At 46.0% G+C, this 15,231-nt stretch carries 12 protein-coding genes and 1 other RNA gene; 10 read left to right on the plus strand and 3 right to left on the minus strand.

All coding sequences use genetic code 11. The features are described from left to right. The first annotated feature begins 12 nt into the window (after positions 1 to 12). Positions 13 to 2,715 (plus strand): aconitate hydratase AcnA, encoded by a 2,703-nt coding sequence (gene acnA, locus IEU85_RS01010; protein ID WP_188354392.1) that lies wholly within the window; start codon positions 13 to 15, stop codon positions 2,713 to 2,715. 178 nt (positions 2,716 to 2,893) lie between these two features. Here the strand turns inward: acnA and IEU85_RS01015 are convergent, their stop codons facing one another. Together IEU85_RS01015 and IEU85_RS01020 are read right to left on the minus strand one after the other, a co-directional pair. Then, the gene (locus tag IEU85_RS01015) at positions 2,894 to 3,805 is read right to left on the minus strand and encodes a Bax inhibitor-1/YccA family protein (protein WP_371866593.1); all 912 of its coding nucleotides are present in this window, start codon (positions 3,803 to 3,805) and stop codon (positions 2,894 to 2,896) included. 91 nt (positions 3,806 to 3,896) lie between these two features. Then, positions 3,897 to 4,595, minus strand: coding sequence for a GTP pyrophosphokinase (locus IEU85_RS01020; RefSeq protein WP_371866594.1), 699 nt, complete (start codon positions 4,593 to 4,595; stop codon positions 3,897 to 3,899). 140 nt (positions 4,596 to 4,735) lie between these two features. On the opposite strand from IEU85_RS01020, the gene miaB reads away from it, so the two are divergent. From miaB to IEU85_RS01065, 9 genes are all read left to right on the plus strand, one after another. Next, positions 4,736 to 6,187 carry a tRNA (N6-isopentenyl adenosine(37)-C2)-methylthiotransferase MiaB gene (miaB, locus tag IEU85_RS01025; protein WP_188354394.1) on the plus strand — a complete coding sequence of 484 codons (1,452 nt, stop codon included), beginning with the start codon at positions 4,736 to 4,738 and terminating at the stop codon, positions 6,185 to 6,187. Then, positions 6,168 to 7,298, plus strand: coding sequence for a tRNA (adenosine(37)-N6)-dimethylallyltransferase MiaA (gene miaA / locus IEU85_RS01030; RefSeq protein ID WP_188354395.1), 1,131 nt, complete (start codon positions 6,168 to 6,170; stop codon positions 7,296 to 7,298). The genes miaB and miaA overlap by 20 nt, the downstream gene beginning before the upstream one ends. A gap of 84 nt (positions 7,299 to 7,382) precedes the next feature. Beyond that, positions 7,383 to 10,307 (plus strand): FtsK/SpoIIIE family DNA translocase, encoded by a 2,925-nt coding sequence (locus IEU85_RS01035; RefSeq protein ID WP_188354396.1) that lies wholly within the window; start codon positions 7,383 to 7,385, stop codon positions 10,305 to 10,307. 83 nt (positions 10,308 to 10,390) lie between these two features. Beyond that, complete coding sequence (gene pgsA, locus IEU85_RS01040) at positions 10,391 to 11,038, plus strand: CDP-diacylglycerol--glycerol-3-phosphate 3-phosphatidyltransferase (protein ID WP_188354397.1); 648 nt, start codon at positions 10,391 to 10,393, stop codon at positions 11,036 to 11,038. A 143-nt stretch (positions 11,039 to 11,181) separates the two neighbouring features. Next, positions 11,182 to 11,772 carry a CinA family protein gene (locus IEU85_RS01045; protein ID WP_188354398.1) on the plus strand — a complete coding sequence of 197 codons (591 nt, stop codon included), beginning with the start codon at positions 11,182 to 11,184 and terminating at the stop codon, positions 11,770 to 11,772. A 212-nt stretch (positions 11,773 to 11,984) separates the two neighbouring features. Next, positions 11,985 to 12,488 (plus strand): helix-turn-helix domain-containing protein, encoded by a 504-nt coding sequence (locus tag IEU85_RS01050; RefSeq protein ID WP_188354958.1) that lies wholly within the window; start codon positions 11,985 to 11,987, stop codon positions 12,486 to 12,488. Between the two features lie 14 nt (positions 12,489 to 12,502). Further along, positions 12,503 to 12,736: a DUF3046 domain-containing protein gene (locus IEU85_RS01055; RefSeq protein ID WP_188354399.1), complete on the plus strand. Its 234-nt coding sequence runs from the start codon at positions 12,503 to 12,505 to the stop codon at positions 12,734 to 12,736. Between the two features lie 208 nt (positions 12,737 to 12,944). Next, entirely contained in the window at positions 12,945 to 14,063 is a 1,119-nt protein-coding gene (gene recA, locus IEU85_RS01060; RefSeq protein ID WP_188354400.1) for a recombinase RecA, read from the plus strand. A gap of 48 nt (positions 14,064 to 14,111) precedes the next feature. Continuing rightward, a complete protein-coding gene (locus tag IEU85_RS01065; RefSeq protein ID WP_188354401.1) occupies positions 14,112 to 14,765 on the plus strand; it encodes a regulatory protein RecX in 654 nt (217 codons plus the stop codon). Positions 14,766 to 14,781: 16 nt separating this feature from the next. On the opposite strand, the gene rnpB is transcribed toward IEU85_RS01065, so the two are convergent. Beyond that, positions 14,782 to 15,149, minus strand: an RNA gene (gene rnpB / locus IEU85_RS01070) — RNase P RNA component class A. Between the last annotated feature and the right edge of the window lie 82 nt (positions 15,150 to 15,231).

The raw sequence follows: 15,231 nt of genomic DNA on the forward strand, positions 1-15,231 counted from the left end.
ACAGGAGGCAAGATGAGCCTACTCGATTCTTCATTAGCCACGCTGCATATTGGTGAACAAACCTATGACTATGTTGATATTGCGCAATTTGAGCAAATTCAACATTTACCATATGCGCTTAAAGTTCTTGTAGAGAACCTTATTCGCAATATTGATGGCGCAAATATTACAGACCAGCATGTGCATGCGCTCTTGGATTGGAATCCACAGGATATGCCAAGCCACGAAATTCAATTCACGCCATCGCGCGTGGTAATGCAGGATTTTACTGGTGTGCCATGTGTAGTGGATTTAGCGACTATGCGTGATGCGGTCAGTGATCTTGGTGGTGACCCAGAGGTTATTAATCCGCAAGTACCAGCTGATTTGGTTATTGATCACTCTGTACAAATCGATACCTATGGCGTGCCAGGTGCTGTTGCAGCCAATATGGATAAAGAGTATGAGCGCAATGGTGAACGTTATCGTTTCTTGCGCTGGGGACAGCAAGCGTTTAAGAATTTCCGTGTAGTGCCTCCTGGAACGGGTATTATCCACCAGGTTAATATTGAGTATTTAGCAAGTGTGGTGATGCATAAAGCCCAAGAGCAGCGCCAGCATGAGCTCGCATATTTGGATTCTTGCGTGGGCACTGATTCTCATACCACTATGGTTAATGGTTTAGGTGTGCTCGGCTGGGGCGTCGGCGGTATTGAAGCTGAGGCAGCAATGCTGGGGCAGCCTATTTCTATGCTAGTGCCGCGGGTAGTAGGTTTTAAACTTAAGGGCAGTATTCCACAAGGGGTTACTGCTACTGATGTGGTATTAACTATTACTGATATGCTGCGTAAGCATGGTGTGGTTGGCAAGTTCGTAGAATTCTACGGAGATGGCGTAGCTTCAGTGCCACTGGCGAACCGTGCCACCATTGGTAATATGAGCCCTGAGTTTGGTTCAACATGCGCTATTTTCCCAATTGATGAAGTAACGCTTGACTATTTGCGTTTAACTGGTCGTAGCGAACAGCAGGTAGCGCTAGTTGAAGCCTATGCTAAAGCTAATAAGTTATGGCATGATACTGCTGCTCCAGATTATGTTGAGCCTCAATATAGTGAGTATTTGGAACTTGATCTATCTACAGTAGTGCCTTCTATTGCTGGTCCTAAGCGCCCGCAAGACCGCATTGTACTGAGTGATGCGAAGCATACGTTTGAGCAAACTTTGCCGGACTATCTCACGGATGCCACTGATAAGCAGCCTGTGGAGGTTTCTACTGATTTTAGGGGCGATTTTGCTTTAGAAAACGGCAATGTTGCTATTGCTTCTATTACCAGCTGTACTAATACTTCTAATCCATCGGTGATGATGGCAGCTGGATTATTAGCACGTAATGCTGTTGCAAAGGGCTTGAAACCTAAGCCATGGGTAAAAACTTCTTTGGCGCCTGGTTCACAAGTAGTTGCTGACTATTTGCGCAAGGCAGGGTTGCAAGATGATCTTGATGCATTAGGCTATGAGTTGGTTGGCTTTGGATGTACTACGTGCATTGGTAATTCAGGACCATTGCTGCCAGAGATTTCTCAAGCGATTAACGAGCACGATTTAGCTGTTACCGCAGTATTGTCAGGTAATCGCAATTTTGAAGGTCGAATTTCTCCAGATGTGAAGATGAACTATCTGGCATCGCCTCCTTTAGTTATTGCGTACGCTTTGGCTGGCACTATGGATTTTGATTTTGAAAACCAGCCACTTGGTACCGATCAGGATGGCAATGACGTGTATTTGCGCGATATTTGGCCTTCTAATGAAGAAATCGACCGTATTGTTGCTGATACGGTTAGCCAGGATATGTTTGTTAATGATTATGCTTCTGTTTTTGACGGTGATGAGCATTGGCGTGCGCTTGATGTGCCTCAAGGTGAGCGATTCGCTTGGGATGCTGATTCTACATATGTGCGCAAGCAAACATTCTTCGATGGCATGAGTGCCCAGCCTGATCCAGTAACGGATATTCATGATGCGCGAGTACTCGCATTATTGGCAGATTCTGTTACCACTGATCATATTTCTCCTGCTGGTGCGTTTGCGGCATCAAGTCCTGCCGGTCAGTATTTAACTGAGCGTGGGGTAGCACAGCGTGACTTTAATTCCTATGGTTCACGCCGTGGTAATCATGAGATTATGGTGCGTGGCACATTCGCCAATATTCGCCTGCGCAATCAACTATTAGCCTCCGTGGGGCAAGAAGTGGTTGCAGGCGGATACACCTATAATTTTATTACTGGTGAGCGCTCTACTATTTTTGATGCTGCGCAAGATTATCGTAATGCTGGCATTCCTTTAGTGGTGCTGGCTGGTAAAGAATACGGTACTGGCTCTTCGCGCGATTGGGCGGCTAAGGGTACGCTGATGCTTGGTGTTCGTGCAGTACTTGCGCAGAGTTTTGAGCGTATTCATCGATCGAATTTAATCGGTATGGGTGTGCTTCCTTTGCAATTGCCAGAAGGTGAAAGTGCTGCAAGTCTTGGCTTGAATGGTACTGAAGTCTTTGATATTGAAGGCATTACTGCGCTCAATACTGGTGATATTCCGCAAACGGTGGCTGTTCGTGCTACGCGTGGTGATGGTTCAACGGTGAATTTTGACGCAGTAGTACGTATTGATACGCCGGGTGAAGCTGAGTACTATCGCCATGGCGGCATTTTGCAGTATGTATTACGTAATTTGATGAAGTAATACTTGCCATGATAATGCTATAGATAATGAGGCACCTCGTTATCTGTTACTGAATAAGTAATGGGTAACGGGGTGTTTTGTATATATACGATATGCAAAAGCTCCCTGCAAATTTGCAAGGAGCTTGTGGCGATGAGTATCACATGCTGTTTAGCAGTGCTGCTTTGAAATAAGCAGTTTAGCGTTCGCTACCAACTAAGCGCAGCACATACATAAACATGTTAATAAAATCAAGATAGAGATTTAATGCGCATAGGATAGATACGCGCTTCATCATCGTAGTATCACCTGCATATTGCTGGAATAATGCACGAGTGCTTTGTGCATCATAGGCGGTAAGACCTGCAAAGAGCAGAATACCGATACCAGTAAAGAGCATCGTACCCAAAGCGCCAGGGGCTACAAACATCAAAATAACTTGTGCCACAACAAACACAATCAGCGCAGTCAGCAAGATAGGACCAGCTTTAAGCATATCAATTTTTGTGGTAAGCGCCAGCATAGTCAGGCATAGGAAGAATCCTGCAGTAAGTGCTAATGCCAATACAATACTACCGAGACTATAGACAGCAAAAATTGAGCTTAATGTCAAGCCCATAAGCGCTGCATACACATAAAACAGTACGCGTGCAGTGCTTGGATTCATACTCATTACTTTGGCGCCAAGAGCAATAGCAAGTGCTACTTGTGCAATAGCTAAACCAATCCAACCAAATGCACCAGTAGCGGAAAGAATGGTATAGAGTAACCCTGTAGCTTGGCTCATAAGAGCAACTAGCGCGCTAATTGCAATACCAATAGTCATTTCTCCATAGGCGCGTGCTGTGGAAATTTGCGTGGCGCGGAAAATAGTATCGCTACTACTGACCGCTGTTGCATCCATGACGGTTGGACCGCCTTGCGCAGTGGGATTGACATATTGCTGGTTAAATTGTTGCTGCCCGTATGATTGCCCGTATGGCATTTGCGTATTTGGTTGCCCGTATTGTGGTTGCGCTTGCTGAGCATACTGTTGCTGAGCGTATTGCCCGTATTGTGGCTGACCGTTAGGCTGTCCGTATGGAGACTGCGGACGAGAATTATAATTCATAGTTCCTCACTTCACATCGCTTTAACACTAGCGTACCTGAAATTGCTGGTGAATATCTGAAAAGCTCATGGAGAAACTGTAAAGCACAAGCCTAGCCTAAATCTTGATGAATATGCTGCATGCGCTGTTCAATATCAGCAAGATCATGAGCGCAATCAAGCAGTTCCTGTGCATGTGCAAGTTTACGCGACTCGTCAATATCATTCTTGTATCGCAACCGATGTTCCAAACTAGCCCAGTAATCCATAGCAATAGTGCGTAATTGCACTTCTACTGCGGTCAGGCGTGGACCAGTTGATAAAAATACTGGTACTTGAACAATCAGATGTAAACTGCGGTAACCATTTGGCTTTGGCTTGGCAATATAGTCTTTTGTACGAAGCACAGTTATATCTGATTGCGCAGCCAAGGTTTGTGCCACATTGTAGACATCATCAATATAGTTGCAAATTACTCGAATACCGGCAATATCGGTTAATTCATATTCAATAGAATCACAATTTATAGGTAAATGTTTACGCTTGAGCTTGTCTATCGTCGATTCAATGCTTTTTAAGCGACATTCCATGTGATGAATAGGATTGTGGAAATTGCGCACATGGAATTCTTCATCTAGATTTTCGAGTTTGGTTGATACTTCACGCATTGCTCCTGAATACACTTGCATCAGTTCGGCATATCGAATAATTTCATCTCCTGAAAAGTATGTGGTGCCCAATACTGCACTAATACGTTCAATTGATGCTCGAATCTGAGGAACAGTTAACGTAAAATCATGCTCTAAAATCACATACTCATTGTAGAGCATATGCCGTATGAGAGTGATAACCAGTTGCCAGAGTTACATGCTGTGCAGTTGGTCGGCTGTGCAGTTGACTGGCAAAACACAAGTTTTCGGCTTGGCAATGCAAACCGCTAGACTTATCAATCATGAACGAGGACATGATGACACAAGTTGAGCGTAACCCACAGGCACATGTACAGGGGGATGCTCGAGGCACTGCACGTGGAACATATATGGTGCATACGCTTGGTTGTCAGATGAATGTGCATGATTCTGAGCGTATTGCAGGCATATTGGAAGATCACGGATATAGTGCGGCAACTGAAGCGCAACGCGAGAGTAAAGACGTTGATGTGATTGTGCTTAATACCTGTGCTGTGCGCGAAAATGCTGCCGAGCGTATGTATGGCACACTCGGACTTTGGGCGCAGTATAAGCGTCGCAATCCGCATATGCAAATTGCTGTTGGCGGATGCATGGCACAACTTGACCGTGAAAAAATCGCTCAACGTGCACCGTGGGTTGATGCTGTATTTGGTACAAAAAGTATTGGAGCACTACCACATTTGCTTGATGAAGCGCGACTTAGCGGACAAGCACAGGTTGCAACAGGAACAGCTGGCACTGGTTTTGCTAGCCAGTTACCGGTATCGCGTGCATCAGATACATCAGCTTGGGTGTCTATTTCTGTAGGATGCAACAATACTTGCACATTTTGTATTGTTCCAGCAACAAGGGGGCGTGAGCGCGACCGTAGACCTGGAGAAATTCTCGCGGAAATTCGCTCTTGCGTGGCACAAGGTGTTAAAGAAGTAACCTTACTTGGACAGAATGTGAACTCGTATGGTCGTGGGTATGGTGATCGCACTGCATTTTCAAGATTGCTGCGCGCCTGTGGCGAAATTGAAGGACTGGAGCGCGTGCGGTTTACTTCACCACACCCAGCAGCGTTTAGTGATGACGTTATTGAAGCGATGGCACAAACGCCGAATGTTATGCACCAACTGCATATGCCACTGCAGTCTGGCTCAGACAAAGTATTGCGTGCTATGCGACGCTCATATCGGACGAAAAAGTATATGGAAATCTTAAGCAAGGTGCGTGAGGCAATGCCGGATGCGCAAATTACCACTGATATTATTGTGGGCTTTCCTAGTGAAACAGAGGAGGATTTCCAGCAAACTATGGATCTTGTGCGTCAGGCAAGATTCCAGTCAGCGTATATTTTTGAATACTCGCCACGTCCTGGCACTCCTGCTGCTGCAATGGAACAGGTGCCTCAGGAGGTTATTCGCGATCGCTTTAACCGGTTGCATGCGTTGCAAGAGGAGATTACTGCGCAATGCATGCATGAGTTCGAGGGTAAAAGCGTTGAAGTATTGATTACCGGTCATGCTGGTAAAAAAGATGAGCAATCGCATCGTGTGACTGGTCGTGAGCGTACAGGTGTGCTTGTTCATATTGGCGTACCTGAAGGCTATGCGTTACCGCAGGTTGGTGATGTGGTCACATGTACGGTAACGCGCGGTGCAAAGCATTATCTGATTGCTGACCCTGATGTGCAAGCTGGACAGGTATATGCAGTACGACACAAGTGATGTGGCAGATGCTCATTCGAATGCGAGTACAGATCCAAATGTGAGCACGAATATTGGCGCCAACGCAAACTCAGGTTTAGGCTCAAGATCAAACTCAAACGCAGTAGCTGAGAGTAACGATGCGTTTAAGCGCTCGCATCGTGTAGTATCTATTGTTGGACCTACTGCTTCTGGCAAAACTGGTTTGGGTATTGCATTGGCTCAAGCACTTGAAAAAGCTGGGGAGCGTGCAGAAATTATCAATGCTGATGCCTACCAAATGTATCGGTATATGGATATTGGTACAGCAAAAGCAAGTGTCCAAGAGCAGCAGGCTGTTCCTCACCATTTGCTCGATATTATCGATCCAAGTGAGACGATGAGCGTTGCATGGTTTCAACAGTTGGCGCGGGATTGTATGAGTACGCTCTATAGTCAGCAGATTCGACCGATTCTTGTCGGCGGATCGGGGCTATATGCGCGTGCTGCTGTTGATGCCATATCATTTCCACCAACTGATCCGCAAGTTCGCGCTAGACTTGAGCAGCATGCACAGGAGGTTGGTGCAGGCGTGCTGTTTCAAGAGCTGGAGCGCAAAGATCCTCAAGCTGCACAACATATGGATGCGAGAAATATGAGGCGAGTAGTGCGGGCGCTTGAAGTGATTGAGATTACTGGCGAAGCATTTTCTGCTCATTTGCCGCAATATCGCTATGTTGTACCTTGTGTGCAAATTGGTTTAGATATTCCAAGAGCACTGCTCGATCAGCTTGTTGATAAACGCACCCGTGCTATGCGCGAAGCAGGTTTAGTCGATGAAGTGCGCCGTGTGCGCGATCGTTTGGGACAGACTGCAAGTCGTACACTAGGATATAGCGAAATTATTAGCTATTTAGATGGGCAAATAAGTCAAGACGAAGCATTTGATCTTATTGCGCAGCATACTAAGCGGCTTGCTCGTAAGCAAATGGGCTGGTTTGGCAGAGACTCACGTATTCATTGGTTGAATGCGACAAGTGAAACCTTGCTAGAGGATGCGCTGGATATTGTTCGGCGTGCGGATGCTGGAGAATTTGATGCAGCTGATACTCAGGCACAAGCGGTAGTGCATCATTTAGGACAGATTGAGTAAGCGTACGCAGTTGTTTTTCTGGTAATGCGCTATAGTGGGTTGAGCACGAGGTCACATAGGTAGGCAGTAGAGTAGAGAAGCGTTATGGCACAGCAACGTAAATCGAGAAAAACTTCTTCGCAAACCAATCGTAGTCAGACATCGGCTCATGATACTTCTTTTGAGCAGCAGTCTGATTGGCAACGTACTGCGATTTGCTTTGCATCTATTCTTATGGCCATATTATGTATTGCCAGTGAGTGGTTTAGAGTTCCTGGGGCGCTGAGCGTGGGCTTGCATATTCTTGCTTCTTCACTTTTTGGCATGATGAGTGTGCTGTTGCCGCTTATTCTTTTTGCTGTGGCTATTCATGTTTTTCCGCATCAACATGGTAGATTCAGCACGCCTCGCGCTTTTGCAGGTTGGGTGCTACTGATTTGGTCATTATGCTCTATTGCTGATGCCGCAATAATTGGCAATGATACGCAATTTAATATGGAACGTGTGCGTCAAGCAGGCGGTCTACTTGGTTTTATTGTCGGATCTCCACTTGCTTGGGGACTTTCTTCTGTTTTTGCCATTATTGTTTTTGTACTCGTTGCGTTGTTCTCACTACTACTTGTCACTGGTATCACCATGACTGATATAGCAACATGGTGGTCGAATTATCGCGTGCGTGCTGCTGAGCGAAGAGCACTCGATAATGAGCAGGCGCAAATGCGTCGTGAAGTAAGTGCACAAGCCAAACAAGAGCGTGAAGCAGCACAGCGTGAATCTGCATCAAGCCAATCAACCAGTGCTTTTGCCGATGACGAGCCGCTTGAGTTCGCAGAACGTGTTCCTCGCCATGATGGCACCGATGACAGGGATACTGTCTCTCAGCGTCGTTCGCCATTGGGCAAAATGCAGCAAGCTTTTGCCGGATTCTTCAAAAAATTTGGCAAGCGCACACAGGAAGAGTCCTCAGAGCAACTCGATCATTATGCTGCTGATCAAGCATTCGATAAAGCGGCACAAGTTCATGGTGACGGTGAAGAAACACGAGTTGATACCACGCCACATGCTGGTCGTATTCTTGGCTCTGCTGCTGCAGCACAATTATATGGTACAGATACTATTCCTGCATATGCGCAGCAAATGCAAAATATGGCTGGAGCCGCTACTATGGGTTCAGCCGCTCAAGAGACAGACGCAGGAGCTCATTATGCTACACAGAGTGTGCCAGCAGGTAGCGCGTCTGTAACCGATGTGTTGCCGACAGCAATGCCAGCTGCTGAGGCAACGCTTGATGACGATGACGATGATGATACGCGAGCTATGCGCTCTGGAACTATGCCTGCTGTAGCTGCGGCAACCGGTACGGTTCCAGTAGCCACTGCTACAGCGCCAACGAATGTAGCCACTGCTACAGCGCAAGGGGTAGCAGAACCACAAAATGCAGACCAAAGCAGCCAAGTAGATAGCGCAAAATCGGTTGTAGCTGATATGAGTTTGGCAGCCAGCTACCAATTGCCGAACCTCAATATTTTGACCAAAGGTAAGCCTCATGCTGTAAGAACACCAGAAAATGACAGAGTTACTGCAGCATTGCGCGAAACATTTGAACAGTTCAAAGTCGATGCACAAGTGGTTGGTTTCTTACGTGGACCTTCGGTTACTCAGTATGAAATTGAGCTCGGTCCCGGCGTGAAAGTTGAAAAAGTAACTAACTTGCAGCGTAATATTGCCTATGCTGTAGCAAGTTCTGATGTTCGTATTCTTTCGCCAATTCCAGGCAAGTCTGCTATTGGAATTGAAATTCCAAATAAAGACCGCGAAATCGTTCATTTAGGTGACGTGTTGCGCTCGCCAGTGGCTCTGAATGATCCTAATCCAATGCTTGCTGGAGTTGGTAAAGATGTGGAAGGTAAGTTTGTTACCGCAGACCTTACCAAAATGCCGCATTTGCTTGTTGCAGGAGCTACAGGTTCTGGAAAGTCCAGCTTTATCAATTCGATGCTGACTTCTATTATTATGCGTGCTACTCCAGAGCAAGTACGTATGATTATGGTTGATCCTAAGCGTGTAGAACTTTCCGCATATGCTGGTATTCCGCATTTGCTTACGCCAATTATTACGGATCCAAAAAAAGCTGCCCAAGCATTGGAATGGGTAGTTAAAGAAATGGATTCGCGCTATGATGATTTGCAGTATTTCAAATATCGCAATGTGAAAGATTTTAATAAGGCCGTTATGGAAGGCAAAGTACATGCTCCTGCCGGTTCCAATCGCATTGTTGCGCCGTATCCATCAATTCTCGTGGTTGTCGATGAGATGGCTGATTTGATGATGGTTGCAAAAAATGATGTAGAAAGTTCTATCCAGCGCATTACACAGTTAGCTCGAGCTGCAGGTGTGCATTTAGTTTTGGCAACGCAGCGACCCTCTGTTGATGTAGTAACTGGTTTGATTAAGGCAAATATTCCTTCTCGCTTAGCGTTTGCAACATCTTCCTCTACGGATTCAAGAACTATTCTTGATGCTGCTGGTGCAGAGTCGCTTATTGGTCAGGGTGATGCGCTCTTTATGCCGATGGGTGAGGCCAAGCCACGGCGTGTACAAGGGTCTTGGGTTTCTGAATCAGAAATTCGTAGTGCCGTCGAATTTGTGCGCACTCAGCGTAAGCCAAAATATCGTCAGGATATTGAACAAATGGCAAAAGAGGCAGAATCTCAATCTGTTGCTCCTGCAGAAGATATTGGCGATGATATGGATGTGTTGTTGCAAGCGGCAGAGTTGGTTGTTAGCGCACAATTCGGATCGGTATCCATGTTGCAGCGCAAACTGCGTATTGGTTTTGCTAAAGCAGGACGTATGATGGATTTGCTTGAATCACGTGGCGTTGTCGGTCCGTCTGAGGGTTCTAAAGCACGTGAGGTATTGGTGCAGCCTCAGGATTTGCCTCAAGTGTTGAAGTTTATTAAGGGCGAAAGCTCATCACTGACAGTGCCACAAGGACCAAGTGAACCTCCTGCTGAAGGTGTGGCATAAAGTTGCAGATTAGTCAAAGGTAACGCTCGCTTAGTTGTGGGCTTGGTTTATCGTAGTAATACATCCGAACGTGCGAGGTTACGATGAGTTCATCAAAGAAGCAATCACAGCAATCATCCCTGTTAGAGGGCTGGAATACCCCTGCAAATCTGGTGACATTTGCGCGCATTATTTTAGTAGTTATTACGTTAATACTTATGATTATGGCAGGGCCGTTTGGTTCTGAGAATCCTGCTTTGCGTTGGACTGCAGCAGTGCTGTTTATTGTTGCTGCCAGTACTGATAAGCTCGATGGCTGGCTGGCAAGGCGCAATAATCAAGTTACTGAGCTGGGTAAATTGATGGACCCTATTGCTGATAAATTGCTCATGTGCGCAGTAATGATTGTGATGAGCGTATTTGGAGAGCTTGCATGGTGGATTACTGTGCTTTTCCTAGTGCGTGAAATTGGTATTACAGTGATGCGCTTGGCTATTGTTGACGGTGGCGGTAAGGTGATTGCAGCTGCTTGGCCAGGTAAATTAAAGACAGTTTTCCAGTCTATTGGTTTATCCATGATTATGGTTCCGTTGTGGACGCTTACTACTGCAAGTGTTGATAGTGCGCGTGCTGGTTGGTATGGCCGGTATTTGTGGCTTTCATTGATTGTTGTGCTCGTGGCATTGGTAATGTGCTTGTACTCCGGGTATTTGTATGTCAAACCAGTACTTGCTTCCCGCACTAAGCGCTAAACGTGCATATGATGCATCTTTCTGCGGCTATAGATGCTTGCAACATATAAAGTTGCATACAATGCTGTATATGTATGAAGAATTGAGTTGAAGCATCAGCTTCATTGAAGATTCAACTTTTAGATAATGCAAAGCTGTGTGATATGACACTACAGGACGATACGGCTTCACAAATTTTAGAGATATGTAAGCGTGACGGATGGTATATTGCTGCTGCAGAATCGCTCACGGGAGGCTTGCTGGCAGATGCTTTTGTGCGTATTAGCGGGGCATCGCAAGTGTTTCTTGGTTCTGCTGTAACCTATGATATCGCTGCAAAAGCTCATCTATTACATGTTGATACTTCTGTATTAAAACAATTTGGTGCTGTATGTGAGCCTGTTGCACGTGCTATGGCATTAGGAACGGTGCAAGCCTATGCCAATACTGCAATTACTGATGATTCCAGTATCAGCAATGTGCGTAAAGGGCGCGTGATTGGACTTTCGACTACTGGAGTCGCAGGTCCAGGTCCAGATGGAAATAAGCCTGCTGGTGCCGTGTTTATTGGTTTGGCAGTGCCTCAAACTTTGAATACTGCTGCGGGTTTTGCGCAGGTGGAAAGTGATACTGGAGAGCAGCAGAATTCCTATGTGACGCATGTATGGCGATTGTCGTTGCAGGGTGATCGTGAAAGTGTACGTCGGCAAGTTGTGCAAGCTGTTTTAGATCGTTTATTGGCAGCGCTCCAATAAACTTGAGTGTATGTGGCTCAAGTTCACTGTGAGGTGTATCACATTTTGCAAGTCGTAGGGAATAAATTCGCTGAGCGCGTGTTGTACCTCTTAGTGAACGATGAGGCATAGTTTAGGAGGCTACGATGGCACTTGAAACATCTTCAACAATGACCGCACCACTCGCAGCAACAACTCGTTATGCACAGGAGACAGCACAAGATCTTGATCGTATGCACAATACTGCTTCTGTAGTTGCCGATGGTAGCACTATGGCTTCTACGCTTACTCCTGCACAAAAGCGTGCAGTATTGTTTGCTCAACAGCAAATCCTGCGTGCGCGTGCTGCGCGTAAGGCTAAGGATGATCGTCAGGCTGCATTACATCGCATGTGGGCTAATGCAGATAGGGAAGAAGAGCCAGTAAGCCGTGTCAACGACGCAGAGCGCACACGTGTTGTTGTTCGCGAAGATGCACCAATTTCTTTACGTAAGATTAACGGCGAAGTATTGCGTTCCTTGCGTACTAAAGATCATAAGACCTTGCGTGAAATCAGCAGTAAGGCTGGTGTCTCTTTAGGATACCTCTCTGAGGTAGAGCGTGGTCAGAAAGAAGCGAGCTCAGAATTATTGGTATCCATTACTCATGCTCTTGGTGTGCGTTTAAGTGATATGTTGATGATGGTTGCTGACCGTGTTCGTGAAGCAGAGTCAGCTACGCCTATGAGCATTGCATAAGTTATATATCGTATATGTGGGAACGAGAATTTTGGCAGTTGCTTGAAGAAGTGTTCGGGCGTTCGTATGGACGTGCTCTTGCACAAGATCAGGCTATCGCAGCTCTTGATAACCGCACAGTACTGGAGGCTCTCGCCGATGGTGTAGAGCCTCGTATTGTGTGGAATTACTTGTGTGACCAGATGGATATCAGCGATGACTTGCGCTGGGGAGCGGATCACAATGCTCCTCCACTTCCTGCATCGTAGTGTGCTACTTGCAAATTACATGCGATATAACGGGTAAAATGCGCTATACTGTGGTGCTGTTGGTAAGACACGCGATACTTGACTCGAACATTTGTTCGTATATAGTCTTATCAGAAGCATAAGCTTGTCCACCACAGCAGCATACGCAGCAAGAGTTAATACATAATACTACGCTGATATGCATAGCATTATGTAATAAGGAGAGAGTATGGCACAGCAAAAAAATAGTGTTGATACTAAACAAAATCAAGAAAAACAGCGCAAAGCTGCGCTTGATACCGCTCTTGCACAAGTAGAAAAGCAATTTGGCAAAGGCTCTGCTATGCGCTTAGGTGATAAGCCTGTGCAACATGTCGAAGTCATTCCTACGGGCTCATTAGCCTTGGATATGGCATTAGGTATTGGAGGATTGCCCCGTGGTCGTATTGTAGAAGTTTACGGTCCAGAATCTTCTGGTAAAACCACACTGGCACTTCACGTAGTTGCCAATGCACAAAAAAATGGCGGTGTAGCTGCATTTATTGACGCTGAGCACGCTTTGGATCCAGAATATGCGCGCAAACTTGGCGTAGATACAGATTCTTTAATTGTTTCGCAGCCAGATAATGGTGAGCAGGCTCTAGAAATTGCCGATATGCTTATTCGTTCTGGAGCATTGGATGTTATCGTTATTGACTCTGTAGCAGCTTTGGTGCCAAAAGCAGAAATCGATGGCGATATGGGCGATAGCCATGTTGGTTTACAAGCCCGATTGATGAGCCAAGCACTACGCAAGATGACAGGCGCACTAGCACAGGCTGGCACCACTGCTATTTTTATCAACCAGTTGCGTGAAAAAATTGGTGTATTCTTTGGTAATCCAGAGACAACAACCGGTGGTAAGGCGCTGAAATTCTATGCCTCAGTACGCTTGGATATTCGCCGTATTCAAACCATTAAAAATGGTGATGAAGCAGTTGGTAACCGTACCAAGGTGAAAGTTGTTAAAAATAAAATGGCACCGCCATTTAAGACGGCAGAATTTGATGTGTTGTATGGCGAGGGATTCTCTCGCGAAGGCACTATTTTGGATATGGCTATCCAAGGTGGTGTAGTCAAGAAATCTGGCTCATGGTTTACCTATGAGGATGATCAACTTGGACAGGGACGCGAGAATGTACGTCAGTTCTTGAAAGATAATCCTCAATTAACTGATGAGATTGAGCATAAAACTCGTGTAGCATTTGGGCTTGAATCAGATGATACACAAGAAGGTGCGGCTGTCTCAGATGATACTATTCAAGAAACTGCTGCACAGGAACAAGCAACAGAAACTAAAAAAGGATAGCTACAAGTTCAAAGTGTACAGGTAGTTAAGTTGAGTTTGTAATTTCTTATGATTTCTGCTGATGAATTTTTAGCTGGCTATCGTGGTCAAGATGTCAAGAGTAATCAAGCTGCAATAAACGGCGCTGAAGAACCACCATCTCATGATGCAAAAGATAGCCAGCATATAGGGCTATGTGCAGAGTCGGCTATTGAGTGCAAGGCGCAACAATCGCATCAGTCATATTTTGATCAGTTTATTGATGAAGATTTTGATGCGTGTAAAGAAGCTGCACTACGTCTACTTGATGCGGCCCCGCGATCAAGTGGAGCATTGCGCAAGCGTCTTGAACAAAAAGAGTATGATGACGAAGTTATAGAACGCGTTATTGAACGTCTTACTGCGATTCAACTACTTGATGACTACGAATATGCTCAATCAGTATGCAGACAGTGTGTAGCTCGAATGATGGGAGCAGCAGGGGCACGTATGACGCTACTGCGTAAAGATGTCGATGCTGCTCTTGCTTCGCAAGTAGTGCAAGAGATGCAAGAAACTGGAGCATTTGACGAGGCTGCATGGCAATTAGGTCATCAGAGTGCTCGAAAAACGCAAGGGCTGGATAGCAAAGTGCGCAAGCGCAGATTCTGGTCTGCAGCTGGTAGAAAAGGGCATAACCCTGCAATTATTACACAGATTGCACATGAACTCTTCGATGAATAAATTACAGTATTTTAATAAGTGGAGACCTCTTATACCCCGGGTTCTGTCGGCTTGCGCCGGATGATCATCCATCTCGACTTATTGTTACCAATAAGCTCTAGCAGTCTACCCGAAGACACGAGCGAGCAGCTCTTAACGCCTTCTGCTTGACCTTGCTCCCAATGAGGCTTGCCATGCGGTTCCTGTTACCAGCAACCCGGTGGTCTCTTACACCGCCGTTTCACCCTTACCGCTTGCATCAATGATTCAAGCGGCGGTCTATTCTCTGTTGCGCTATCTCTCAGGTCACCCTGGGCGGACGTTATCCGCCATTGTGCTCTGCGGAGCCCGGAAGTTCCTCAACCTCAAACTACTGCCTGAAGTCGCGATCATCAAGAGGTCTCGGCGCTCAACCATAGCACAAGATATGGCTAAGCGTGTCGCTAGTAGTAGTAAGGCAAATACAACATGGAAATAACGTTAACAG

The organism is Galliscardovia ingluviei (genome assembly GCF_014635685.1).
Taxonomy (GTDB): domain Bacteria; phylum Actinomycetota; class Actinomycetes; order Actinomycetales; family Bifidobacteriaceae; genus Galliscardovia; species Galliscardovia ingluviei.

Coding starts and splice junctions, on each gene's coding strand:
- acnA (WP_188354392.1), top strand. CDS start 13: ATGAGCCTACTCGATTCTTCATTAGCCACGCTGCATATTGGTGAACAA.
- IEU85_RS01015 (WP_371866593.1), bottom strand. CDS start 3,805: ATGAATTATAATTCTCGTCCGCAGTCTCCATACGGACAGCCTAACGGT.
- miaB (WP_188354394.1), top strand. CDS start 4,736: ATGAACGAGGACATGATGACACAAGTTGAGCGTAACCCACAGGCACAT.
- miaA (WP_188354395.1), top strand. CDS start 6,168: ATGCAGTACGACACAAGTGATGTGGCAGATGCTCATTCGAATGCGAGT.
- IEU85_RS01035 (WP_188354396.1), top strand. CDS start 7,383: ATGGCACAGCAACGTAAATCGAGAAAAACTTCTTCGCAAACCAATCGT.
- pgsA (WP_188354397.1), top strand. CDS start 10,391: ATGAGTTCATCAAAGAAGCAATCACAGCAATCATCCCTGTTAGAGGGC.
- IEU85_RS01045 (WP_188354398.1), top strand. CDS start 11,182: ATGACACTACAGGACGATACGGCTTCACAAATTTTAGAGATATGTAAG.
- IEU85_RS01050 (WP_188354958.1), top strand. CDS start 11,985: ATGCACAATACTGCTTCTGTAGTTGCCGATGGTAGCACTATGGCTTCT.
- IEU85_RS01055 (WP_188354399.1), top strand. CDS start 12,503: ATGTGGGAACGAGAATTTTGGCAGTTGCTTGAAGAAGTGTTCGGGCGT.
- recA (WP_188354400.1), top strand. CDS start 12,945: ATGGCACAGCAAAAAAATAGTGTTGATACTAAACAAAATCAAGAAAAA.
- IEU85_RS01065 (WP_188354401.1), top strand. CDS start 14,112: ATGATTTCTGCTGATGAATTTTTAGCTGGCTATCGTGGTCAAGATGTC.